The organism is Nocardia puris (assembly GCF_003315035.1).
GTDB lineage: Bacteria > Actinomycetota > Actinomycetes > Mycobacteriales > Mycobacteriaceae > Nocardia > Nocardia puris.
The window spans coordinates 279409-301863 of the sequence record NZ_QNRE01000001.1 but is presented as its reverse complement, the minus strand read 5'-3'; the positions used below and the strand labels follow the sequence as shown (position 1 = coordinate 301863).

Below are 22455 nucleotides of genomic sequence, written 5' to 3'. Positions count from 1 at the left end.
CCGGTTGGACTTGGTGGCCCACGGTGGTGGAAACTGGACCATCGTGACCAAGACCAGCAGCTTCACCGCCCCGAAGGGTGTACCGGACTACCTGCCCCCCGCCTCGTCGGAGTTCGTCGCCGTGCGCGACGGGCTGGTGCACGCGGCCCGGCTGGCCGGCTACGGGCACATCGAGCTGCCGGTCTTCGAGCAGACCGCCCTGTTCGCCCGCGGCGTCGGCGAATCGACCGACGTGGTCAGCAAGGAGATGTGGACCTTCGCCGACCGCAACGGCGAGAGCTTCACGCTGCGCCCGGAGGGCACGGCGGGCGTGATGCGCGCGGTCATCCAGCACGGCCTGGACAAGAGCGGCCAGCTGCCGATCAAGCTCTGCTACGCGGGCCCCTTCTTCCGCTACGAGAACCCGCAGGCGGGGCGCTACCGCCAGCTCCAGCAGGTGGGCGTGGAGGCCATCGGCGTGGACGACCCCGCGCTCGACGCCGAGGTCATCGCCATCGCCGACGCCGGTTTCCGCGCGCTCGGGCTCACCGGGTTCCGGCTCGACATCACCTCGCTGGGCGATGACACCTGCCGCCCGCAGTACCGGGAACTGTTGCAGGACTTCCTGTTCGGGCTCCCGCTGGACGAGGAGACCAAGCGCCGCGCGGCGATCAACCCGCTGCGCGTGCTCGACGACAAGCGGCCAGAGGTGCGCGAGCTCACCGCGAACGCGCCGCTCATGATCGACCACCTCTCGGAGTCGGCGAAGGCGCACTTCGAGCAGGTGCTCGGCCACCTCGACGCGCTGGGCGTGCCGTACACGGTGAACCCGCGCATGGTGCGCGGCCTGGACTACTACACCAAGACCACCTTCGAATTCGTGCACGACGGGCTGGGCGCGCAGTCCGGTATCGGCGGCGGCGGCCGCTACGACGGCCTGATGGCCGAACTCGGCGGGCAGCCGCTCTCGGGCATCGGGTTCGGCATCGGCGTGGACCGCACCGTGCTCGCGCTGCGCGAGGAGGGCAAGCCCGCGGGCGATCCGGCGCGCTGCGACGTGTTCGGCGCGCCGCTGGGCGATGCCGCCAAGCAGCGCCTGGTGGTGGTCGCGGCGCAGTTGCGCGCGGCGGGTGTGCGCGTGGATCTGGCCTACGGCGGGCGCGGGATGAAGGGCGCGATGAAGGCGGCCGACCGTTCCGGCGCCCGGTACACGCTGGTGCTCGGCGATCGCGATCTGGCCGAGAACAGCGTCGGCGTGAAGGACATGTCCACCGGCGAGCAGCGGCAGGTGCCGCTGGACGAGGTGGTCGGTGTGCTGCGCGAGGCGCTGGCCGCCGGGTAGCGCGGCGGCGACCCGCCCCCGCGGGCGCGCGGCGCGGGGTACCGTGGCTGCGCGCCACGGGTGCGGTGGCTCGCGGGAGAGGTGGACTGTGGACGCGAAACCCGTTCAGCCGGAGCCGGTCGGGCTGGATCTGGTGGCCCCGGAGATGTACGCGCCGATGCTGCGCAGGTTGTCGCTGGCCTCGGTGGGCATCGGCGTGGGCGCGGGCCTGCTGGCCGCGCTGCTGGTGAGCTGGCCGCTCGCGGTGGCCATCGGCGTGGTGGTGGGCGCGCCGACGGCGCTGTACACCGTCGCGCTGCGGCGCCGCCGGATCTGGATGACCGGGACCACCCTGCACGTGCGGCGGCTGTTCGGCGAACGCCACCTCGAGGTGTCGCGCGCGAACGGCGTGGAGCTGCTGGTCTATCCGGCGCGCCTGAGCCGGGTGGCGCTGCGGCTGACGGCCGGGCCGGAGCGCCAGCTGATCCCGCTGGCCATGTACACCGACGCGGGCAGCGGCCGGGAACTGCACCTGCTGGGCCTGCGCAAACTGGCCGACGCGCTGGCCACCAGCGAGCTGGCCGCGGCGGTCGCCGTGTCCTCGATGCTGGTGTCGCAGTTGCGTGCCGAGGCCCGCGACGCCGGGCTCGAGGAGCGTCCGCTCTATCGCGCGGTGCGCCTGGTGCGGGCCAAGGACTACGTGTCGCCGGTGGTGCTCACCGATCGCGAGGTCGCCGAACTCGGCTGAAAACCGCGTGCTGAGGCGTTGCTCACCACCGGGTTCCGCGTGCGGTGCGGGTTATTAGGCTCGGGGACGGAACATCCGACGAGACGCCGAGGAGTTCGTGTTGAGCACCGTCGCTCGCAATCACCCCGTAACTGTCGCCGTGACCGGTGGGGCAGGCCAGATCGCCTACGGCCTGCTGTTCCGCATCGCCTCCGGCGCGCTGCTCGGCCCCGACACCCCGGTGCGGCTGCGGCTGCTCGAGATCCCGGCCGCGTGCGCCGCGCTGGAGGGCGTCGCGATGGAACTGGAGGACGGCGCGTTCCCGCTGCTGGAATCCATTGATATCGCCGACGATCCGCGCGTCGGCTTCGAGGGCGCCAACGTGGCGTTGCTGGTCGGCGCGCGCCCCCGCACGGCGGGCATGGAGCGCTCGGATCTGCTGGCCGCCAACGGGCCCATCTTCACCGAGCAGGGCCGCGCGCTCAACGCCGCGGCGGCCGACGATGTGAAGGTGCTGGTGGTGGGCAACCCGGCCAACACCAACGCCTACATCGCCATGAGCAACGCGCCCGACATCCCCGCCGAACGCTTCACCGCCATGACGCGTCTGGACCACAACCGCGCGATCGCGCAGCTGGCCAAGAAGACGGGCGCGCCCGCGGCAGAGATCGCGCGAGTCGCGGTGTGGGGCAACCACTCCGCCACCCAGCTGCCCGCTATCGCGCACGCCACGGTCGGCGGGCGCCCCGCGACCGAACTGGTGGACGAGGCGTGGATCCGGGAGGTGTTCATCCCGACCGTGCAGCAACGCGGCACCGCCATCATCGAGGCGCGCGGCGCGTCGTCGGCCGCGAGCGCGGCCAGCGCGGCGATCGACCACGTCCACGACTGGGCGCTGGGCACGGCGCCCGGCGACTGGACCTCGATGGCGGTGCCGTCGGACGGTTCCTACGACATCCCGAAGGGGCTGATCTGCTCGTTCCCGGTGGTGTGCGCCGGCGGAGAGTATTCGATCGTCTCGGACCTGACGTTCGACGACGACGCCAGGGCGCGGTTGTTCGCGACCGTCATGGAACTCGAAGCGGAGCGCAAGGCGGTCACCGATCTCGGTTTCGCCGGCCCCGCGTAGTCGAGGTCAGTGCGACTGCCTGGTGATGTCGGTGCCCTTCGGGGTGGTGACGAACACGACGGCGGCCGCCGCGAGCATCACGAGTCCACCGATCAGGCTGGTCACCTGCATGGATTCGGTGAACGCCGCCGAGGCTTCGCTCGCCAGCAGCGGCAGGCCGAGCTGGTCGGCGACGGCGATCGCGGACCCCAGCGACTCGCGGGCGGCATCGGCCAGTGCGGGGTCGAGGCTGTCGAGCAGGTGGTCGGCGTCCAGGCGCGAACGGTAGAGCACCGCCGCCGCGCTGCCGAGGGTGGCGACGCCGAGCACGCTGCCCAGGTCGTAGGCCGTCTCCTCGATGGCGGCGGCGCTGCCCGCCTTCTCCTGCGGGCTGCCCGACATGATCATCGCCGAGCCGATCGCGAGCGACCCCATGCCCGCGCCCACCAGGCACAGCGCGACCAGCACGTGGCCGTAGACCGGGCTCGACGGGACGAACAGCGCCAGCATGCCCACGCCCGCGACCGCCAAGCCCCCGGCCAGCACGCTGCGCGCGCCGATCGCGCGCGCCAGCAGCGGCGCGAGCACCGAGGCCACCGTCGCCGCCACCGCGACGGGCAGTAGCAGCACGCCCGTGCGGATCGGGGACGCGCCCTCCACCAGCTGCATCCACTGCGCGAGCAGCAGCAGCGCCGCGCCGAGCGCGAACGTCGCGCCGAGCGCCGCCACCACGGCCGCCGTGAACGGCCTGCTCGAGAACAATCGCACGTCCAGCAGCGGATCGGGGCGGCGCAGGCAGCGCAGCACGAACAGCGTGAGCAGGGCGAGCGCGGTCAGCAGCACGATCCAGCCGTCGGCGTCGGCGAGCGTCTCCTGCTTGGCGAAATGCTTGAACGACCACACCAACCCGACCATGCCCGCCAGCGAGAGCCCCGCGCCCACCAGGTCCCAGCGGCCCGGGTTCGGGTGGCGCGCCTCGGGCAGGATCAGCGCGCCCGCGACGAACGCGATCGCCATCAGCGGCGCGTTCACCAGGAACGCCGCTCGCCACGAGAAGAATTCGAGCAGCAGGCCGCCCACGATCGGGCCCACCGCCGCGCCGACGCCCGACACCGCCGCCCAGATCCCCAGCGCGGTCGCGCGTTCGGCGGGATCGGTGAACACGGTGCGGATCATCGACAGCGTGGTGGGCATGATCATCGCGCCGCCCACGCCGAGCAGCGCCCGCACCGCGATCACCGCCTCGGGCGAGTGCGCGAACAGCACCAGCACCGACGCGCCGCCGAAGACCGCGTACCCGGTCAGCAGCAGGCGTTTGCGGCCCCAGCGGTCGCCGATCGAACTCATCGTCACCAGCAGGCCGGCCAGCACCAGCGAATAGCTGTCCACGATCCACAGCAGCTGATCGGAGGCGGGCCGCAGGTCGGCGGCCATGTCCGGGATGGCGATATTGAGGATCGTCATGTCCATCGTGATGACCAGCAGGCTGGCGGACAGGACGGCGACGGCGGCCCAGCGGCGGGTGGCCGAACCGGCGGGGGCCGCGGTGGCGGAGGTATTCACGGGCGCGGCTCCTCGTCGGGGGTGGCGCCGGCGAAGAGCGCGGCGAGGGTGTCGGTGATGTCGGCGAGCGTCAGCGGCTCCTCGTGCAGCACGGCGTGCCAGGTGGCGCCGTCCATGTAGACGGCCACGGCCACCGCCCGGCGGGCGCCGATGCGCGGGGTCAGCAGGGCCACCAGCTCGTCGAACCAGCGCAGCGACAGCGCGCGCAGCTCCGGATCGGTCATGGCGGCGGTGGTGACGGCGACGTCGGCGGCGAGGACCTTGGAGTCGCGCACCGCGGCGTGCACGGCCTCGGCGACGGCGGCGAGCGGGTCGCCCTCGGCGGCGAGCGCGTCGCGGAACCGTGCGAGACCGCCGTCGATATCGGTGGCCAGGTGGTGCAACGCGGCCTGGCGTAGGTCGTCGAGGGTGGCGAAGTACTGGGTGGTGGAGCCGAGCGGGACGCCGGCGCGCGCCGCGACGAGCCGGTGGGTGAGCGCGTCGGCGCCGACCTCGACGATCAGCTCGGCGGCCGTCGCGATGAGGAGGGCGCGCCGGCCCTCGGGATCGCGTTTGCGTCGCGCGGGGTTGGCCATGGCAGCCCTCCTTCCGTACATATGTACATGTACGTTTGTACATTAACTCGGGCGAAAGTGCACGTGGGATGTGTGGGGGACCGTTCGGCGAGCGCGGCCGGTTCGGCGGGGTCGGACGAATGCCGTTGCGGGTGAGGTGAATTCGTCCGCTTCGAGAAGAGGGCGTCGAGAGTGGTGGCGGGTTACGTCACCGTGCTCGGTCGACGGTCCAGGTCTCCGGGCCGGTCAGCAGCTCTTGCAGCGATTCGGGTGTGACGGGGTTGCGTTCGCGTGCCGTGGCGGCCTGGGCGCGGACGCTGTCGTCGTAGGTCGGCCGCGCGACGCTGCGGAACACGCCGGTCACCACGTGCGTCAGGTTCTGGTCCGACAGGCGCGAGAGCGCGTACGCGTAGCCGGGGTCGTCGGCGTAGGCGTCGTGCACGACGATCTCGGCCGGGTCGACCTCCGCCGTCGCGACCACGTCGAGGCCGAAACCGCTACGCACAACGGCGAATTCGCCGTCCGCGCCGAAGACGATCGGCTCGCCCTGGCGCAGCGGAATGAGGTGGTCGGCGGCGTGCTCGCGGCGCAGCGGATCGAACGAGCTGTCGTTGAAGATCGGGCAGTCCTGCAGGATCTCCACGAACGAGGTGCCGCGGTGCTGGGCCGCGGCCCGCAGTACCTCGGTGAGCCCGGCGCGATCGGAGTCCAGGGCGCGCGCGGCGAACGTGGCCTCCGCGCCCAGCGCGATCGACAGTGTGTTGAACGGGTGGTCCACCGAGCCCATGGGGGTGGACTTGGTGATCTTGCCCTCTTCGGAGGTGGGGGAGTACTGGCCCTTGGTGAGCCCGTAGATGCGGTTGTTGAACAGCAGGATCGTCATGTTCACGTTGCGGCGCAACGCGTGCACGAGGTGGTTGCCGCCGATGGACAGCGCGTCACCGTCGCCGGTCACCACCCACACCGACAGGTCCGGGCGCGTCACGGCCAGGCCGGTGGCGAGGGCGGGCGCGCGGCCGTGGATGGAGTGGATGCCGTAGGCGTCCAGGTAGTACGGGAAACGGCTGGAGCAGCCGATCCCGGACACGAACATCAGGTTCTCCCGGCGCAGCCCGAGTTCGGCGAGGAAGCCGCGCACCGTCGCCAGGATCACGTAGTCGCCGCAGCCGGGGCACCAGCGCACCTCCTGATCGGAGGCGAAGTCGGCGGCCTTCTGCGGCGCGTCCGCAGCCGGGACGCCCGACGTGCCGGTGATCCCCAGATCCGTTCCCACGAGCGATGTTTCGATGATGGTCATCAGCGGCCCCCGGTCTGTGCGCCGTGGTGGAGGTAGGTGGCCGACGCCCGCGCGGCCTCGGTCTTGGCGCGCTCCAGCTCCTCGAGCGAACCGTCCAGCGCGGCATCGATGACGCCGACGAGCTCCTGCGCGGAGAACGCGGTGCCCGCGACCTTGGTCCAGGGCCGCACGTCGGCGAGGTAGCGCGCGCGCAACAGCAAGGCGAGCTGCCCGCCGTTCATCTCCGGCGCCACGATCGTGCGGTAACGGCCCAGTGCCGCACCGAGATTCGGCGGCAGCGGATTGAGATGCCGCAGATGCGCCTGCGCCACCGGCACGCCCCGGCGGCGCGCGCGGCGGCAGGCCTCGCCGATCGGCCCGTACGAGCTGCCCCAGCCGATGAGCAGCAGTTCGGCGCGCCCGTCGGGATCGTCCACCACCAGGTCGGGGACGGCGATGCCGTCGATCTTGGCCCGCCGCAACCGCACCATGAGTTCGTGATTGGCCGGATCGTAGGAGATGTCGCCGGTGCCGTCGGACTTCTCCAGCCCGCCGATGCGGTGCGCGCGGCCCCGCGTGCCCGGCACGGCGAGCGGTCGCGCCAGCGTTTCGGGATCCCGCGCGTAGGGCAGGAATTCGGACGCGTCCTCGGCGTCGGGCTCGAATCCCGGGTCGATGGGCGGCAAGTCGCGCACATCCGGAATCGCCCACGGCTCCGAACCGTTCGCGATCGCGCCGTCGGAGAGCAGCAGGACCGGCGTGCGATAGGTGAGCGCGATGCGGGCCGCCTCGACGGCGGTGGCGAAGCAGTCGGCGGGGGAGCGCGGCGCGAGCACCGGCACGGGCGATTCCCCGTTGCGGCCGTAGAGCGCTTGCAGGAGATCGGCCTGTTCGGTCTTGGTCGGCAACCCGGTGGAGGGCCCGCCGCGCTGGACGTCGATGACCAGCAGCGGCAGCTCGGTCATGACGGCCAGGCCGATGGTCTCGCTCTTCAGCGCCAGCCCCGGCCCCGACGTGCTGGTGACGCCGAGCGAACCGCCCAGCGACGCCCCGAGCGCCGCGCCGATGCCCGCGATCTCGTCCTCGGCCTGAAAAGTGGTGACGCCGAACCGCTTGTGCTTGCTCAGCTCGTGCAAGATGTCCGACGCCGGGGTGATCGGATAGGTGCCCAGGAAGACCGGCAGGCCCGACAGCTGTCCCGCCGTCACCAGACCGTAAGCGAGCGCGGTGTTGCCGGTGATCTGGCGATAGGTGCCCGGCGGCAGCGCGGCGGGCGCGATTTCGTAGGTGGTGGCGAAGGTTTCGGTGGTCTCGCCGTAGTTCCAGCCCGCGCGGAACGCGAGGATGTTCGCCTCCGCGAGCTCCGGGAACGCCGCGAACTTCTCCCGTAGGAAGCGCTCGGTGCCGCCGAGCGGCCGCCCGTACATCCACGACAGCAGGCCGAGCGCGAACATGTTCTTCGCGCGCCTGCCGTCCTTCTTGCCGATGCCGGACGGTTCGGCGGCGGTGAGCGTCAGCGTGGTCATCGGCACGCGGTGCACCACGAAATCGGTGAGCGAGCCGTCCTCGAGCGGGTCGGCGGTATAGCCGACCTTGGCCAGGGCGCGCTTGGTGAACTCGTCGGTGTTCGCGATGACGGTCGCGCCGCGCGGCAGGTCGTCGATGTTCGCCTTCAGCGCGGCCGGATTCATCGCGACCAGCACATCGGGCTGATCGCCCGCGGTGAGGATGTCGTAGTCGGCGATCTGGATCTGGAACGACGACACACCGGGCAGCGTGCCCTGCGGCGCGCGGATCTCGGCGGGGAAGTTCGGCTGGGTGGCCAGGTCGTTGCCGAACGCGGCCGCCTCGTGGGTGAAGCGGTCGCCGGTCAGCTGCATGCCGTCGCCGGAGTCGCCGGCGAATCGGATGACGACCTTGTCCAGTGGGGCCGCCGCGGAATCCTCGCGATGCGCAACCATCTGCCTGCTCGACTTCCTCGTCGAAGAAGGGTGCCTCCCGCCAACCTACTAGCATTCGGCGGGACGGTCAGCCGAACAAGGCCAGCTGCGTGTCGGGCGCGGGAGCCGGTGCGGGCGCGGCCATGGGCCGGGGCGCGTCGCTCTCGCGCGCGAGGCCGTGCCGGACCAGCAGCGGAGCCACCCGCTCGCGCAGCCACGCCGAATACTCCGGTGAGACGTAGGCGCCGCGGCCGTAGAGCCCCCGATACCGGCGCAGCAGCGCCGGGTGGTGTTCGGCCAGCCAGCCGAGAAACCAGCCGCGCGTGCTGCCGCGCAGGTGCATCGGCAGGATCGTCACCGAGGCGCCGCCGGCCCCGGCGATCGCGGCCAGCAGCGCGTCCAGGTGGGCGCGGCCGTCGGTGAGGTAGGGGATCACGGGCGCGACCATCACATGCACGTCGAACCCCGCGTCGGTGAGCGCGCGCACCAGGTCCAGCCGCGCGCGGGGCGACGGCGTGCCGGATTCGAGCCCCTCGTGCAGCGCCGGGTCCAGGATGGCGATCGAGACGGCCAGGTGCACCGGCACCTCGCGGGCGGCGAGGGTGAGCAGCGGCAGATCGCGCCGCAGCAGCGTGCCCTTGGTGAGCACGGAGAACGGCGTGCCCGCGTCGGTGAGCGCGCGAATGATGCCCGGCATCAACCGGTATCGGCCCTCGGCCCGCTGGTACGGGTCGGTGTTGGTGCCCAGCGCGACGGGCTCGCGCCGCCACGAGCGGCGGGCCAGCTCGCGGCGCAGCACCGCCGCCACGTTCGTCTTGATCACCAGCTGGGCGTCGAAATCGCGGCCCGCGTCCAGGTCCAGGTACTCGTGCGTGGGCCGCGCGAAGCAGTAGCGGCAGGCGTGTGAACAGCCGCGCATCGGGTTCACCGTCCATTTGAACGGCAGCGACGACTCGGCGGGGATCTTGTTCAGCGCGCTCTTGCAGAGCACCTCGTGGAACGTGATGCCCTCGAACTCCGGGGTGCGGACGGTCCGGACGAGCCCCGCCCGCGTCAGGCCGGGCAGGGCGCCGTCGTCGGCGTCCAGGGTCTGGTTCTGCCAGCGCACCCCGTCAGTCGAACATGCGTTCTAATGACTGTCAAGCGGCGGCGGCCGCGAAACCCTCCGGGTCGGCGTAGAAGGCGACCAGGTCGCGCAGTGTCTCGTCGATCGGGCGCGGCCGGTAGCCGAGTTCGCGTTCGGCCTTGCCGTGGTCGACCAGCGGCGCCGAGACCAGCGCGCCCAGCGCGGCCTTGGACAGGATGTCGGTGTCGAGCATCTTGCCGATCGGCGCGAGCACCGGGATCAGCCCGCCGACCAGCTTCGGCGGGATGGTGAAGCGGGGCCCCTTCTTGCCGCCGTACGCGGCGGTGCGGCGGCACAGATCGACCATTGCGATCATCTGCCCGCCGAGCAGGTAGTTCTCGCCGGTGCGGCCCTTCTCGGCGGCCAGCAGCAGTCCGCCCGCCACATCGCGCACGTCGACCAGGTCGAAGCCGCCGCCGATCATCGCGGGCAGCCTGCCGTGGGCGGCGTCGCGCAGCGTGCGGTTGATCCGCGACAGCGGCGTGCTGCGATCGACCGGGCCGAACACGCCGGTGGGATTGCACAGCACCGCGTCCAGGCCCTTGTCGATCACCGAGCGCAGCGCGATCTCGCCGGCCCACTTGGACCGGTCGTAGACGGGCAGCCCGGGATCGGTGGAGCGCGCCGAGGTCTCGTCGATGCGCCCGCCACAGCTGTACTGATCGAACGCGTGGATGGAGCTGGCGTGCACCAGGCGGCGCGCGCCGACCTCGAGCGCGGCCTCGGCGACGACGCGCACGCCCTCGGTGTTGACGCGCCACGCCAGATCGTTCTGTTCGGCCAGGGTGATCACCGCCACCAGGTGGTAGACGATCTCCGCGCCGTCGAGCACCGACCGCATCGATGCCGCGTCCAGCACGTCGCCGGTGACCCAGGTGACGTTCGGGTGGACGATGTGCCCGGGGACGGCGCGGTCGATCGCGGTGACCTCGTGTCCGAGGTCCGCGAGCCGGCGGAGCAGATTGGTACCGAGGTAGCCGGCGGCGCCGGTCACTGCGACCTTCATGGCGCAAGAATATAGAACTTGTTCTAATTTGCAACAAGTTCTAGTTCTGTCGGAGCCCGCGGATCGGCTCGAAAACTGTCCGAAGGGTCGGCTATATTGACCACACCGGGGCGACGTCGCCTCCTCGGGCGGTCCCAACTGCCCGACGGCACAGTCGTTTCTGACGTTTCGACAAGACGTACACGCACACGACGAATGGGGGGCATGTGATGACCGAAGTCTCAGTACAGACCGATGGCGTACGGGAGTTCGCCGCACAGAACGCCGGGATCGCCGCGCAGATCTCGGGCGCCGCCAATATGGACCTGGTCGGCAGCGTTTCGGCGCTCACGCCGGTCTTCGGCCTGATCGGCGCCGACTACCTGCTGAGCTTCGCCGCCGCGCAGGTACTCCAGGCCAGGGACATCCACGACCTGTCCGCGAAGTACTCCGACCTGTCCTACAAGGCGTTCAACGCCGCCTCGCTGTACGAGACCACCGACGGTGACAACGCGGGCGCGCTGAACGTCCAGGCGACGCAGATCTGAGGGGCGTGATGAAACCACTGGACAGTTCGCCCACCGGACTCATCGCGCCGCCGTCCGAGCCCGGCGCCGAATCGCTCGACCACGCGACCGCGGCCTCGCACGCCCCCGCCGCGCCGCAGAGCACCGCCATCCCGACCGATCAGGCGATCGTCGACGTGCCGCTGACCCAGCTGCCCGAGGACATCCCGCCGGTCGAGGCGCCCGAATTCCTGCTGTCGCGCAAGGTCGGCGAGGATTCGCCGGGCCTGGCCACCACGCCCGCGGGCCTGGGCGGCCTCGGCGGGTTGGGCGGCGGTTCCGCTCCCGACCCGCAGGACATCCTCGGCGGCGTTTCCGCCGACGTCGACAATCTGCTGGCCGGCGCGAACAACGCCATCAGCCACGCGGCCGAACAGGCGCAGGACGCCGCGCAGAACCTCATCGCCCCGGCCAGCGGCCTGCTGGGTGGGGGTGGCGGCGGTGATTCGGCCACCGCGAGCCCCACCGCGGGCGAATCCTCGCCGCTGCCGACGCTGCCCGAACTGCCCGCCGATCCGATCGGCGCGCTGATGAGCGGGCTGCAGGTGCCGGCGCTGCCCGGCGTCGACCTGCTGTTCCAGCCGATCCTGGAACTGCTGCAGAGCTTCGGCACCGGCGTGCTCGGCGCATTGGACCCGACCGCGATCCTCAACCAGTCCTCGCAGGTCATCGAGATGGCCATGCAGGTCGGCAAGGGCAGCCTCGCCACCGTCGAGCAGCTGTGGGAGGGCCAGGCCTCGCGCCAGGCGCAGATCGCGGGCCAGGAGGCGCAGGCGCAGGGACAGGAGACCAGCCAGCGCGGCTTCGACATCTCCGAGCTCACCCAGCGCGCGGCTGCGGTGGTGCAGCAGGGCAACGCGCAGTTGCTGACCGTCGCTGGCTCGTTCGCCGCGCAGGCCACCGCCATGGCGCCGGTGATCCTCACCCCGCCCGGCCAGGCCGCGATCATCGCGACGGCGACCGAACACCTCGGCCAGGCCGTGACGATCGTGAACACCACCCGCGGGGATCTGGCGGGCAAGACCGCCGAACTCAACGGCGTGGTGTCGCAGCTGCTGGGCCAGAGCGGGCTGCCCGCGCCGCAGGAGGTCGCCCAGGCCGCCGTGCAGAACATCGGCGAGCCGCTGCTCGCGCAGGCGCAGGAGACCGCGACGCAGGCCGCGAGCACCAACCCGAGCGGACTCAACACCGGCTCGCCGTCCACGTCGACGCTGCCGTCCTCGCTCAACACCCCCGGCTCCCCGGGCCCGGGTTCGCCCGGTCTGATCGGTACGCCCGGCCGTCCGGGTCCCGGCCCCGGCGGCCCCGGCCCCGGTTCGGGCGCGCGCCCGGTCACCGGTCTGCCCGGTGTGGCGATCCCGTCGGCGCGCCCGATGGGCCTGCCCGGCGCGACCATTCCCGGTCTCGGCGGGTCCACCACGCCGGCGGGCGCTGGTAGCTCGTTCATGGGCGGCCCCGGCGCGGCAGGCGCGGGTCGGCAGAACGACGACGACGAGCACGGCCGCAACGTGCAGCCCTACCAGAGCCGCACGGGCAACGACGATCTCACGGGCCCGCTCGGCGAGTCGACCCCCGACGTCATCGGCGCCACCCACACCGACGAACTGCTCAGCTCCGATTACGAGCAGGACCAGTTCTAGCGGGGGAAACGCACTCGGTGCCCGTCGCCCTTCGGGGTGACGGGCACCGTCGTTTCTCGGATGTGTCGCGAAACCGGTTGGCATCGCAGGATTCTCGCCCGGGGGGACCCTTTGGCTGTCCCTCGCTGCGGGAGGGCGGATCCGGTCGTCGCCAGCGGAACCGGTTGCGACCTGTCATTTCGGAGCCGCGCTCCTGCACCAGCGCCGTGACGGAGGCTCACGCCACCCGTGTCGACAGGGGGCCGCCGCCGACGGTGCCCCTACTCGGCCTCAAAAAGGCGGCTCACGCCACCCGCAGTGCCAGGGTTCGTCGCCCGACGGCGGCGCCCCTACTCCGCCTTGAACGCGTCGATGAGTTCGCGGTAGACGTCGGCGAAGCGCTCGCGGGCGGCCTTGTGGTCGTCGGTGAGGCCCTCGTCGTTGCCGGGCGAGTACAGGATCAGGTGAACGTCCTCGCCGGGATTCTCGGGCATGACGTCGATGATCTGGGAGCCCGAGTTGTTGTCGGCCGAGGTCGGGATGCCGAGGTCCACCTCGGCGAGCGCGCGGATCTCGGTGATCGCCTCGTCGAGCGCTTCTTTCGGGACCGACCCGCGCACCTGCTTCGCCGGAGTGTCCGGATCGCGTTCGGGCGCAACGGCATCCGGGTAACGGTGGGCGCTGGCATCGCCGAAGACCTCGAGCTGGGGGCGCAGATCGGTGCGGCCGTCCCAGCCGTCGGGCAGCGTCGTCAGCGTGACCAGCGCGAGTCCCTTGTCCTCGGGCGTGGTGCGCGGGGGTTCGGCCGCGGTCAGACCCGAACCCGTCACCAGCGCGAACGCCACGACCAGCAGAGCCGACGCAGTTCTTCGCATGGCAGCTTCCTTACTCGAGAGCGGTGGCCGAACGCCCACCCGGCCAGCACATTACGCCACGACGGGCGGACACGACAGCGCGCGGCCGCCCGTCGAGGGCGGCCGCGCGGGTGGTGTCAGCGCAGGGCGGGCGGGTTGTCGAGGTCCTGGGCGGAGAAGGTGTCGCACGCGCTCACCTGACCCGTCCGGTAGCCGGCCAGGAACCACTTCTGCCGCTGCTCGGAGCTGCCGTGGGTCCACGCCTCCGGGTTCACCCGGCCCTGCGCGGCGCGCTGGATGCGGTCGTCGCCCACCGCGGCCGCCGCCGACAGCGCGTCGCGAATGTCGTTGTCGGACAACTTCTTCAGGAACGGCTGATCCGAGCCGGGCGCGGGCATCTTGTCGGCGTAGTACGCCCAGATCCCGGCGTAGCAGTCGGCCTGGAGTTCGGTGCGCACCGCGCCCGACTCGGGTCCGCGCGGATCCCGTTGCGAGCGACCGAGATCGCCGAGCTGGTTCTGCAGATGGTGGCCGACCTCGTGCGCCACCACGTACTCCTGCGCCAGCGGGCCCGCGCTGGCGCCGAACCGGTCTACCAGCTCCTGGAAGAAGCTCGCGTCGAAGTAGGCGGTCTGGTCGGCGGGGCAGTAGAACGGGCCCACGGCGCTGGACGCCTGCCCGCACCCGGTGGCGACCGCGCCCGAGAACAACCGCACCTTGGGCTGGATGTAGCGCTCACCGGTCTGCTTCGGCAGTTCCGTGGCCCACACCGCGTCGAGGCTCTGCGCGGTGAGGACGACCCGGCAGTCGACGTACCGGTTGGCGTCGGCGCCCGTCTTGCAGTGTTCGGGCGTGCCCTGGGTGCCGGGCTGGGACTGCTCGGTGCTCTGCGCGCCGGTGAACTGCCCCAGCACCGAACCCGGATCGCCGCCCAGCAGCAGCGTCAGGACCAGCACGATCAGGCCCGTCGCGCCGCCGCCGAGCGCCAGCTTGCCGCCCATCCCCGGCCCGCCACCGGACGAGGCCCGGTTCGGATCGATCTGCATCCCCTCGTTGAACGTCATGGTGCTCCCATTGACCGGCGTCGCGGCGCCTCGCTAACTGTCGGCTACAGCTTGACACGGCGGGACGGATATCGGTTTCCACTTGCCGAACGTGTCTAACTACGATGGTTGCCGCACCTGGTCGCACACCCTCCCCGGTGTGAAGCGTCGTCGAAAGGAATCCCGTGCTGCGCACCCACTTGGCTGGTTCGCTGCGAAGCGAGCACGCCGGTCAGACCGTCACCCTCTCCGGATGGGTGGCCCGGAGGCGCGACCACGGTGGCGTGATCTTCATCGATCTGCGCGACGCGTCCGGGGTGGCGCAGGTGGTGTTCCGCGAGGGCGCGGCCGCCGAACAGGCGCACCGCCTGCGCGCGGAGTACTGCGTGCTCGTCACCGGCGTGGTGGAGCAGCGGCCCGACGGCAACGAGAACCCCGAGCTGCCGACCGGGCAGATCGAGGTGAACGTCACCTCGCTCGAGGTGCTGAACGAGAGCGCGCCGCTGCCGTTCCAGCTCGACGAGCAGCCCGGCGAGGAAGCCCGCCTCAAGTACCGGTACCTGGACCTGCGCCGCGACGTGCCCGGTCACGCCATCCGCCTGCGGTCCAAGGTCAACGCCGCCGCCCGCGAGGTGCTGGCCCGCCACGAGTTCGTCGAGGTCGAGACCCCCACGCTGACCCGCTCCACCCCCGAGGGCGCGCGCGACTTCCTGGTGCCCGCCCGCCTGCAGCCGGGCAGCTTCTACGCGCTGCCGCAGAGTCCGCAGCTGTTCAAGCAGCTGCTCATGGTCGGCGGTATCGAGCGGTACTACCAGATCGCGCGCTGCTACCGCGACGAGGACTTCCGCGCCGACCGCCAGCCCGAGTTCACCCAGCTCGACATCGAGATGAGCTTCGTGCGCCAGGAGGACGTGATCCTGCTGGCCGAGGAGATCCTGGTCGCGCTGTGGAAGCTCATCGGCCACGACATCCCCACCCCGATCCCGCACATGACCTACGCCGAGGCCATGCGCCGCTTCGGCTCCGACAAGCCCGACCTGCGGTTCGGCGTCGAGATCACCGAGTGCACCGAGTACTTCGAGGACACGCCGTTCCGCGTGTTCCAGGCGCCGTACGTGGGCGCGGTCGTGATGCCGGGCGGCGCGAGCCAGCCCCGCCGCCAGCTCGACGCCTGGCAGGAGTGGGCCAAGCAGCGCGGCGCGAAGGGCCTGGCCTACGTGCTGATCGGCGAGGACGGCACGCTCGGCGGTCCGGTCGCCAAGAACCTCAGCGACGCCGAGCGTGAGGGCCTGGCCAAGCACGTGGGCGCGGTGCCCGGCGACTGCGTGTTCTTCGCGGCGGGCCCGGCCAAGGCGCAGCGCGCGCTGCTGGGCGCGGCGCGCGGCGAGATCGCCCGCAAGGTCGGCCTGATCGACGAGAACGCCTGGTCGTTCGTGTGGATCGTGGACGCGCCGCTGTTCGAGCCCGCCGATGACGCCACCGCCAGCGGCGATGTGGCGCTGGGGCATTCGGCGTGGACGGCGGTGCACCACGCGTTCACCTCGCCCAAGCCGGAATCGCTGGACACCTTCGACACCGACCCGGGCTCGGCGCTGGCCTACGCCTACGACATCGTGTGCAACGGCAACGAGATCGGCGGCGGCTCGATCCGTATCCACCGCCGCGACGTGCAGGAGCGGGTGTTCAAGGTGATGGGCATCAGCCACGAGGAGGCGCAGGAGAAGTTCGGCTTCCTGCTCGACGCGTTCGCCTACGGCGCGCCCCCGCACGGCGGCATCGCCTTCGGCTGGGACCGCGTCACCGCGCTGCTGGCCGGGCTGGACTCGATCCGCGAGGTCATCGCGTTCCCGAAGACCGGCGGCGGCGCCGACCCGCTCACCGACGCCCCGGCCCCGATCACCGCGCAGCAGCGCAAGGAAGCCGGACTGGACGTCAAGCCGGACGAGGCGAAGAAGGCCGACTGATCGCACGGTTCCGGTCCGGTGCGCGCACCGGACCGGAACCCGTGTAGGACCGGACCGGTCAGGGGGCGACCGGGCGGCCCGTCAGGACGCGGTAGCCGTAGGAGACGGCCAGCACGGACACCGGGCCCGCCACCAGCAAGCCGATCCCGCAGAGCAGCAGGCCGAAGAAGGTCAGGATCGCGACCGAGAGTGCGAGCAGCAGGGTGGGCACGACATTGTTGATCACCAGCGTCGCGCTGGAGCGGATCGCGTCGATCGGGCCCATGTCCTGATCGACGACGAAGTGCAGCGCGAACATGCACAGCACGCCGACCGCGAGACCCGGCAGCACGCACAGGGCCAGCCCGAGCCAGGTGCCGAACGCGGCCAGCAGCGCCGTCAGCAGCACGTTGCCCGCGTTGGGGATACGGAAGAACGAGCCGAAATGCGGTCGCACACCGTCGGTTTGGTACAGCGCGCCGCGCACCATGGCCGCTTGCAGCAACCACACCCCGGTCATCACCAGCAGGAACAGCAACAGCAGCGGCAGCAGCGAATTCGGTTCGAAGATCTGCACGATCGCCAAGAAGACCAGGTAGATCACGACGCCTGTCGCCGTAACTCCTAGCCACGAACCAACATTCGTACGGAACTTTTCCAGTCCCCAGCTGATCGCGTTGCCCACGTCGAGATGGTCGGGCACGGCCGCCGCCTGGTAGCCGTACACCGGCTGGCCCTGTGGCGCACCGGGACCCGTACCGGGCGGTCCGTACACCGGCTGCTGCTGTCCGAGCGGCGGCGGTGGCTCGACGGGCTCGTTGCCGTACTGCGCCGCACCGGGACCCTCGAATTGCGGGTACCCCGCGCCGCCGGGCATCTCGTGCCTGCCGTGGCCGCCGGGCTGCGGCTCGGGGCCGGGGTAAGGGGCGGGCGCCGGGTACGGATCACCGCTCTGCGGACCCGACGCGGGGGGCTGTTGCTGGGGCGATTGCTGCCCGCCGGGCCCCGGGTACTGGTGCTGCCCGGGCGGGGCTGCAAATGGCTCCCCACCGCCCTGCTGCGGTGCGCCGCCGGAGGGGTCTTTCGGCGTGGGAGACGGTGTGTCGGTCACAGTGTGAAGACCTTTCGACGCGACTGGTTTGCGAAGTGGCGCACAGCAGTTCACGATGAGAAAACCGGACGGGTGCAATGGTGTCAAGCGAGCCGGGCGCCGTCCGCCACCACGGGACGAGACACGCCGAGCGAAGCGGAAAGGTTGTGCAACCGCTCGCTAGAAGTGACCAGATGCGAGTAGCTTGAGAGGCGATGACCGCACTATTGGCCGAACGCGCCGCCGAAGTCGTGTCCGCAGCACAACAGTTGCTCACAAAGCGAATGGGTGCTCCGGTGAAGCTGAGCGATCCGATGGAACTCAGCGGTAGTGGTAGGACGACAGTCCTGCGTGTCCGTGTCGCGGAGAACGCCTTCTCGCTACCGCGCACCCTGATCGTGAAGCAGGTCCGCGGGGCCGACAAGGACCGCCGCGAGGCCGGCCCGGCGCCGGGCGTCGCCAGCATCGACTCGGCGTTCCTGCGCGAGGCGGTCTCCTACCAGTTCACCACCGCGCTCAGCCGCGAGCAGCGGCCCGGTGCGTACCTCATCGCCTACAGCCTGCCCGAGCGCCTGCTGATCCTCTCCGACCTCGGCGAGAACACCCGGATGACCGACGTGCTGAGCTCCGGCGCGGAACCCGCCACCCGCCACGCGCTGATGGCGTTCGCGCAGGCGATGGGCCGCATGCACGCCGCCACCGTGGGTCGCGAGGCCGATTTCGTCGCCCTGCTGCGCCGGGTGGAGGTGGTGCACCGGGTCGACGGCATCGCCCAGCAGGCCGAGACCGCCATCGCCGAGGTGCCGGGCCTGTTGCGGCGCGAGCTGGGCATCGAGGTGCCCGGTGAGATCGCCGAGCGCATCGTGCGCGGCAACCGGCTGTTCGCCTCGGGCCGCTTCCGCGCCTTCAGCCCGTCGGATCTGTGCCCCGACAATGTCATCCTCAACGAGGAGGGCGCCCGCTTCCTCGACTACGAGTGGGGCGGTTTCCGCGACGCCACCCTCGACATCGCCTACGCGCTGGTCTCGTTCCCGGGCTGCCTGTGCGATATGGAGCTCTCGCGCGAGCGCGCCAAGCAGATGGTGGAGGCGTGGCGCTCCGAGGTGGTCGGGGTGTTCCCGGCGCTGGCCGACGACGACGTGCTCGCCGAACGCATCCTCGAGGCGCGGCTCATCTGGGTCTGGCTGTCGACCTACTGGTTCCTGCCCGCCGACCACGCCCGCATCGCCGCCGCCCGCGAACACGGCCTCTCGGTCCCGCGCTCGGCCGCCCTCATCAACCGCTGGGCCGCCCTCGGCGAGGACGCCCGCTGCACCGGCGACGACGCCATCGGCGATTTCGCCGAACAGGTGTCGGCGCTGCTCGAGGAGCGCTGGGCGGAGTAGTCGCGCCGTGCCCGCCGTCGCCGGGCCGGCGACGGCGGGCGAGCAGGCAGTCGGTGTGGGTCGATACCGCGCCGAACTGGAGGACGAGACCCGGGCGCGTGAGATGCGTCCGCGCATCCACGCTCGCCATCGCGGACCTAGAAGCCGCGCCCGCACGGTCCGCCGACGCGATCGTCGAGCCCCGGATCAGGCGGGTGGGCGGGGTTCCAGGCGTCCGCCGCTGCGCACCGCGAACGCCGCACCGTGGCGCACACCGGTGTTCGGGTCCTCCACGTCGAGCACGTAGAACCAGTCCATGCGGGTCTCGGCCTCGGTCACCTCGAGCACGCCGTAGCCGTGGGACTCCACCTCCACGTAGCGCAAGTGGTGGTTGAACGCCTTGATGGACTCCTCGACGGGCACCGCGGCCGTGCGGGGCGGGGCCTTCAGAAGTTCGCCGATGCTGGCCGAGGTGATCGAGGGGACCACGAACTCCGCGCCCACGGTGGGTCCGCCCGGGTAGTTCGCGGGGTTGACCGGCAGGTCCGCCGCCCATGAGGAGTGGATGTCGCCGGTCAGGAACACCACGTCGCCGACCTGCCCGTCGGTGATCGCGCGGAACAGGCGCTGCCGGTCGGCGGTGTACCCGTCCCACTGGTCGGCGTTGGCGGGCGCGCCCGCCTGCGGTACGCCGAGCACCCCGGTGAGCGCGGCGGTGGTCGCCGGCTCGAGCGGCGGGAACACCAGCGGCGCGATCATCACCGAATTGCCCACCAGCTTCCATCGCACCGGCGCGGACTCCAGGCCGGCGGTCAGCCACTCCATCTGCGCCTTGCCTGTCAGCGTGCGGTCCGGATCGTCGATCTCGCGCCAGTGCGCGCCCGGCGCGACCTCCTCGTCGCGGTAGCTGCGCAGATCCAGCATGGACAGTTCCGCGAGCGTGCCGAACCGCAGCCGCCGGTAGATCCGCACGTCGGCGCCCGAACCCGCCGCGCGCACCGGCATCCACTCCAGGTAGGCGCGGGCCGAGGCGGCGCGGCGATCCGCCCAGCTGCCTCGCGCCGCCGGGTCGTGGTACTTCGACCCACCCGACCAGGAGTTGTCGGCGGATTCGTGATCGTCCCAGGTGCAGATGAACGGCACCAGCGCGTGCAGGGCCGCCAGATCGGGATCGGTCTTGTACTGGGCGTGCCGGATGCGGTAGTCGGCCAGGCTGACGATCTCGTGCGGCGGATCGTGCGGCCGGACGGTGCCGGTGCGCCCGCCGTACTCGCCGCGCCCGTACTCGTAGATGTAGTCGCCCAGGTGGATGACCGCGTCCAGATCCCCGCGCGCCGCGAGATGCCGGTAGGCACCGAAATACCCGGCCTCCCAGTTGGAGCAGGACACCACGCCGAAGCGCAGGCGGTCGGGGGAGTCGCCGGGCGCGGGCGCGGTGCGGGTGCGCCCGACCGGCGAATCCTGGCCGAACGCGGTGAACCGATACCGGTACTCGCGGCCGGGATGCAACCCGGTGACGTCGATCTTGACGGTGTGATCCGAGTCGGCCGACGTGGTCACCGTGCCCGACGCCGCGACATCCTCGAACTCCGCGTCGGCCGCGATCTCCCAGTGGACCGCCGCGGGTGCGCCGAGCCCGGAGCCGGGTGCGGCCTCGTCGGATACGGTCACGCGCGTCCAGAGCACGATGCCGGTCGGCAGCGGATCACCCGAGGCCACCCCGTGCCGGAACACCGGACCCGAGGCCCGCGCGGGCGCGCCCGCCGTGAGCAGCGCGGTCGCCGTCGCCGCCGCGGCGCCGCCCTTCAACAGGGCGCGCCTGCCGATCGATTCGGCGCGGACGGCATCTGAAACGACCTCGTTTGCAGCCACGGGAGATGATCTCAGCACCACCGCGCGGGGCTGGCAAATCGACGCGGCACTCGTACCCGATCCGTGACCCGCGCGGGCTTGTCGGACGGGCGCGGTACGGTCGGAAACGATGAATCCCTGTGGTGAGCGCACCCCTCCGGGCGAGGGTTCGGTGCGGCGCGGCGAGGCCCGCCGATGACCGACGGACTGTTCGAGGTCGCCGGGGCCGACCCGGAACCGTCGAGCGCGAGCGTCGATTTCCGCGGCCCCGGCGACGCCGCGCCGCTTGCCGTGCGCATGCGTCCCGCCTCGCTGGACGAGGTCGTCGGCCAGCGCCACCTGCTCGGGCCCGGTTCCCCGCTGCGACGGCTGATCGAGGGCTCGGGCGCCGCCTCGGTGCTGCTGTACGGGCCGCCCGGCACCGGCAAGACCACCCTCGCCTCGCTCATCTCGCGCGCCACCGGCCGCCGCTTCGAGGCGCTCTCGGCGCTCTCGGCGGGCGTCAAAGAGGTGCGCGCGGTCATCGACCTGGCCCGCAGGCGCCTCACGCACGGTGAACGCACGGTCCTGTTCATCGACGAGGTGCACCGCTTCTCCAAGACCCAGCAGGACGCGCTGCTGGCCGCCGTGGAGAACCGCATCGTGCTGCTCGTCGGCGCCACCACGGAGAACCCGTCGTTCTCGGTGGTCTCGCCGCTGCTGTCGCGCTCGCTGGTGCTGCAACTGCAATCGCTGACCGACGACGACATCCGCGAGGTGCTCGGCCGCGCGCTCACCGACCCGCGCGGTTACGACGGCGCCTGCACCGTCACGGAGGAGGCGATGGCGCACCTCGTCCGCATCGCGGGCGGCGACGCGCGCCGCGCCCTCACCGCGCTGGAGGCCTCGGCCGAGTCCTCCCTGGACGGCACCGTCGACCTCGCGCTGGTCGAGGCGAGCGTGGACCGCGCCGCCGTGCGCTACGACCGCGCGGGCGACCAGCACTACGACGTGGTGAGCGCGTTCATCAAGTCGATCCGCGGCTCCGATGTCGACGCCGCCCTGCACTACCTGGCCCGCATGCTGAGCGCGGGGGAGGATCCGCGATTCATCGCCCGCAGGCTCGTCATCTCGGCCAGCGAGGACATCGGCTTGGCCGATCCGATGGCGTTGCAGACCGCCGTCGCGGCCGCCCACACCGTGCAGCTCATCGGCATGCCGGAGGCGCAGCTCACCCTCACTCACGCCACCATCCACCTGGCCACCGCCCCCAAATCGGGCGCGGTCCCGGCCGCGCTCGGCGCGGCCATGGCCGACATCTCGGCGGGCAAGGCGGGCGCGGTGCCCGCGCACCTGCGCGACGGTCACTACGCCGGCGCGGCGAAACTCGGCAACGCGCAGGGCTACAAGTACCCGCACGACGATCCCGACGGCGTGCTGGCCCAGCAGTACCCGCCCGACGAACTGGTCGGCGCGGATTACTACCGGCCCACCGACCACGGCTACGAACGCGAGGTCGGGCCACGCGTGGACCGGCTGCGGCGCATCGTGCGCGGGAAGTGACGCG

The 22455-nt window shown here is 71.4% G+C and carries 18 protein-coding genes; 8 read left to right on the top strand and 10 right to left on the bottom strand.

All coding sequences use genetic code 11. The annotated features are described in order from the left end of the window. Nucleotides 1-43: 43 nt before the first annotated feature. The 3 genes from hisS to DFR74_RS01350 all read left to right on the top strand — a co-directional run bounded on the left by hisS (nucleotide 44) and on the right by DFR74_RS01350 (nucleotide 3156). On the top strand, nucleotides 44-1321 hold the full coding sequence (gene hisS / locus DFR74_RS01360) for a histidine--tRNA ligase (RefSeq protein ID WP_067513915.1): 1278 nt from the start codon (nucleotides 44-46) through the stop codon (nucleotides 1319-1321). A gap of 88 nt (nucleotides 1322-1409) precedes the next feature. Then, nucleotides 1410-2048 (top strand): hypothetical protein, encoded by a 639-nt coding sequence (locus tag DFR74_RS01355; protein WP_084538160.1) that lies wholly within the window; start codon nucleotides 1410-1412, stop codon nucleotides 2046-2048. Between the two features lie 100 nt (nucleotides 2049-2148). Further along, on the top strand, nucleotides 2149-3156 hold the full coding sequence (locus DFR74_RS01350; RefSeq protein WP_067513913.1) for a malate dehydrogenase: 1008 nt from the start codon (nucleotides 2149-2151) through the stop codon (nucleotides 3154-3156). A 6-nt stretch (nucleotides 3157-3162) separates the two neighbouring features. Here the strand turns inward: DFR74_RS01350 and DFR74_RS01345 are convergent, their stop codons facing one another. From DFR74_RS01345 to DFR74_RS01320, 6 genes are all read right to left on the bottom strand, one after another. Continuing rightward, nucleotides 3163-4698, bottom strand: a complete 1536-nt coding sequence (locus DFR74_RS01345; protein WP_067513903.1) for an MFS transporter — start codon at nucleotides 4696-4698, stop codon at nucleotides 3163-3165. After that, complete coding sequence (locus tag DFR74_RS36890; RefSeq protein ID WP_067513902.1) at nucleotides 4695-5273, bottom strand: TetR/AcrR family transcriptional regulator; 579 nt, start codon at nucleotides 5271-5273, stop codon at nucleotides 4695-4697. The genes DFR74_RS01345 and DFR74_RS36890 overlap by 4 nt, the downstream gene beginning before the upstream one ends. Nucleotides 5274-5460: 187 nt before the next feature. Further along, nucleotides 5461-6549, bottom strand: a complete 1089-nt coding sequence (locus DFR74_RS01335; protein ID WP_067513901.1) for a 2-oxoacid:ferredoxin oxidoreductase subunit beta — start codon at nucleotides 6547-6549, stop codon at nucleotides 5461-5463. Next, nucleotides 6549-8489, bottom strand: a complete 1941-nt coding sequence (locus DFR74_RS01330) for a 2-oxoacid:acceptor oxidoreductase subunit alpha (RefSeq protein WP_067513900.1) — start codon at nucleotides 8487-8489, stop codon at nucleotides 6549-6551. Before DFR74_RS01330 ends, DFR74_RS01335 begins: the two co-directional genes overlap by 1 nt. Before the next feature lie 67 nt (nucleotides 8490-8556). Next, nucleotides 8557-9576 (bottom strand): Rv2578c family radical SAM protein, encoded by a 1020-nt coding sequence (locus DFR74_RS01325; protein ID WP_067513899.1) that lies wholly within the window; start codon nucleotides 9574-9576, stop codon nucleotides 8557-8559. Between the two features lie 31 nt (nucleotides 9577-9607). Next, complete coding sequence (locus DFR74_RS01320; RefSeq protein WP_067513898.1) at nucleotides 9608-10600, bottom strand: NAD-dependent epimerase/dehydratase family protein; 993 nt, start codon at nucleotides 10598-10600, stop codon at nucleotides 9608-9610. A gap of 209 nt (nucleotides 10601-10809) precedes the next feature. Here DFR74_RS01320 and DFR74_RS01315 point away from each other — a divergent pair, with 209 nt between their 5' ends. Beyond that, a complete protein-coding gene (locus tag DFR74_RS01315; protein WP_067513912.1) occupies nucleotides 10810-11127 on the top strand; it encodes an ESX-1 secretion-associated protein in 318 nt (105 codons plus the stop codon). A gap of 8 nt (nucleotides 11128-11135) precedes the next feature. After that, a complete protein-coding gene (locus DFR74_RS37550; protein WP_067513897.1) occupies nucleotides 11136-12785 on the top strand; it encodes a hypothetical protein in 1650 nt (549 codons plus the stop codon). 329 nt (nucleotides 12786-13114) lie between these two features. Here the strand turns inward: DFR74_RS37550 and DFR74_RS01305 are convergent, their stop codons facing one another. Continuing rightward, nucleotides 13115-13639: a hypothetical protein gene (locus DFR74_RS01305; RefSeq protein WP_067513896.1), complete on the bottom strand. Its 525-nt coding sequence runs from the start codon at nucleotides 13637-13639 to the stop codon at nucleotides 13115-13117. 116 nt (nucleotides 13640-13755) lie between these two features. After that, complete coding sequence (ypfJ, locus tag DFR74_RS01300; RefSeq protein ID WP_067513895.1) at nucleotides 13756-14682, bottom strand: KPN_02809 family neutral zinc metallopeptidase; 927 nt, start codon at nucleotides 14680-14682, stop codon at nucleotides 13756-13758. A 164-nt stretch (nucleotides 14683-14846) separates the two neighbouring features. Between ypfJ and aspS the strand changes: the two genes are divergently transcribed. Next, nucleotides 14847-16625: an aspartate--tRNA ligase gene (aspS, locus tag DFR74_RS01295; RefSeq protein ID WP_067513894.1), complete on the top strand. Its 1779-nt coding sequence runs from the start codon at nucleotides 14847-14849 to the stop codon at nucleotides 16623-16625. Nucleotides 16626-16683: 58 nt separating this feature from the next. On the opposite strand, the gene DFR74_RS01290 is transcribed toward aspS, so the two are convergent. After that, complete coding sequence (locus DFR74_RS01290) at nucleotides 16684-17715, bottom strand: DUF2189 domain-containing protein (protein WP_067513893.1); 1032 nt, start codon at nucleotides 17713-17715, stop codon at nucleotides 16684-16686. 194 nt (nucleotides 17716-17909) lie between these two features. On the opposite strand from DFR74_RS01290, the gene DFR74_RS01285 reads away from it, so the two are divergent. After that, nucleotides 17910-19079 (top strand): phosphotransferase family protein, encoded by a 1170-nt coding sequence (locus tag DFR74_RS01285; RefSeq protein ID WP_067513892.1) that lies wholly within the window; start codon nucleotides 17910-17912, stop codon nucleotides 19077-19079. Between the two features lie 186 nt (nucleotides 19080-19265). Here DFR74_RS01285 and DFR74_RS01280 read toward each other — a convergent pair whose 3' ends face one another. Continuing rightward, nucleotides 19266-20930: an alkaline phosphatase D family protein gene (locus DFR74_RS01280; RefSeq protein ID WP_067513911.1), complete on the bottom strand. Its 1665-nt coding sequence runs from the start codon at nucleotides 20928-20930 to the stop codon at nucleotides 19266-19268. Between the two features lie 174 nt (nucleotides 20931-21104). On the opposite strand from DFR74_RS01280, the gene DFR74_RS01275 reads away from it, so the two are divergent. After that, nucleotides 21105-22451 (top strand): replication-associated recombination protein A, encoded by a 1347-nt coding sequence (locus tag DFR74_RS01275; protein ID WP_067513891.1) that lies wholly within the window; start codon nucleotides 21105-21107, stop codon nucleotides 22449-22451. Nucleotides 22452-22455: the final 4 nt, after the last annotated feature.

What these genes read in the sequence shown, in the direction of transcription:
- DFR74_RS01315 (WP_067513912.1), top strand. Translation starts at nt 10,810, where the DNA reads ATGACCGAAGTCTCAGTACAGACCGATGGCGTACGGGAGTTCGCCGCA.
- DFR74_RS37550 (WP_067513897.1), top strand. Translation starts at nt 11,136, where the DNA reads ATGAAACCACTGGACAGTTCGCCCACCGGACTCATCGCGCCGCCGTCC.
- DFR74_RS01320 (WP_067513898.1), bottom strand. Translation starts at nt 10,600, where the DNA reads ATGAAGGTCGCAGTGACCGGCGCCGCCGGCTACCTCGGTACCAATCTG.
- DFR74_RS36890 (WP_067513902.1), bottom strand. Translation starts at nt 5,273, where the DNA reads ATGGCCAACCCCGCGCGACGCAAACGCGATCCCGAGGGCCGGCGCGCC.
- ypfJ (WP_067513895.1), bottom strand. Translation starts at nt 14,682, where the DNA reads ATGACGTTCAACGAGGGGATGCAGATCGATCCGAACCGGGCCTCGTCC.
- DFR74_RS01305 (WP_067513896.1), bottom strand. Translation starts at nt 13,639, where the DNA reads ATGCGAAGAACTGCGTCGGCTCTGCTGGTCGTGGCGTTCGCGCTGGTG.
- DFR74_RS01275 (WP_067513891.1), top strand. Translation starts at nt 21,105, where the DNA reads ATGACCGACGGACTGTTCGAGGTCGCCGGGGCCGACCCGGAACCGTCG.
- DFR74_RS01330 (WP_067513900.1), bottom strand. Translation starts at nt 8,489, where the DNA reads ATGGTTGCGCATCGCGAGGATTCCGCGGCGGCCCCACTGGACAAGGTC.
- DFR74_RS01285 (WP_067513892.1), top strand. Translation starts at nt 17,910, where the DNA reads ATGACCGCACTATTGGCCGAACGCGCCGCCGAAGTCGTGTCCGCAGCA.
- DFR74_RS01335 (WP_067513901.1), bottom strand. Translation starts at nt 6,549, where the DNA reads ATGACCATCATCGAAACATCGCTCGTGGGAACGGATCTGGGGATCACC.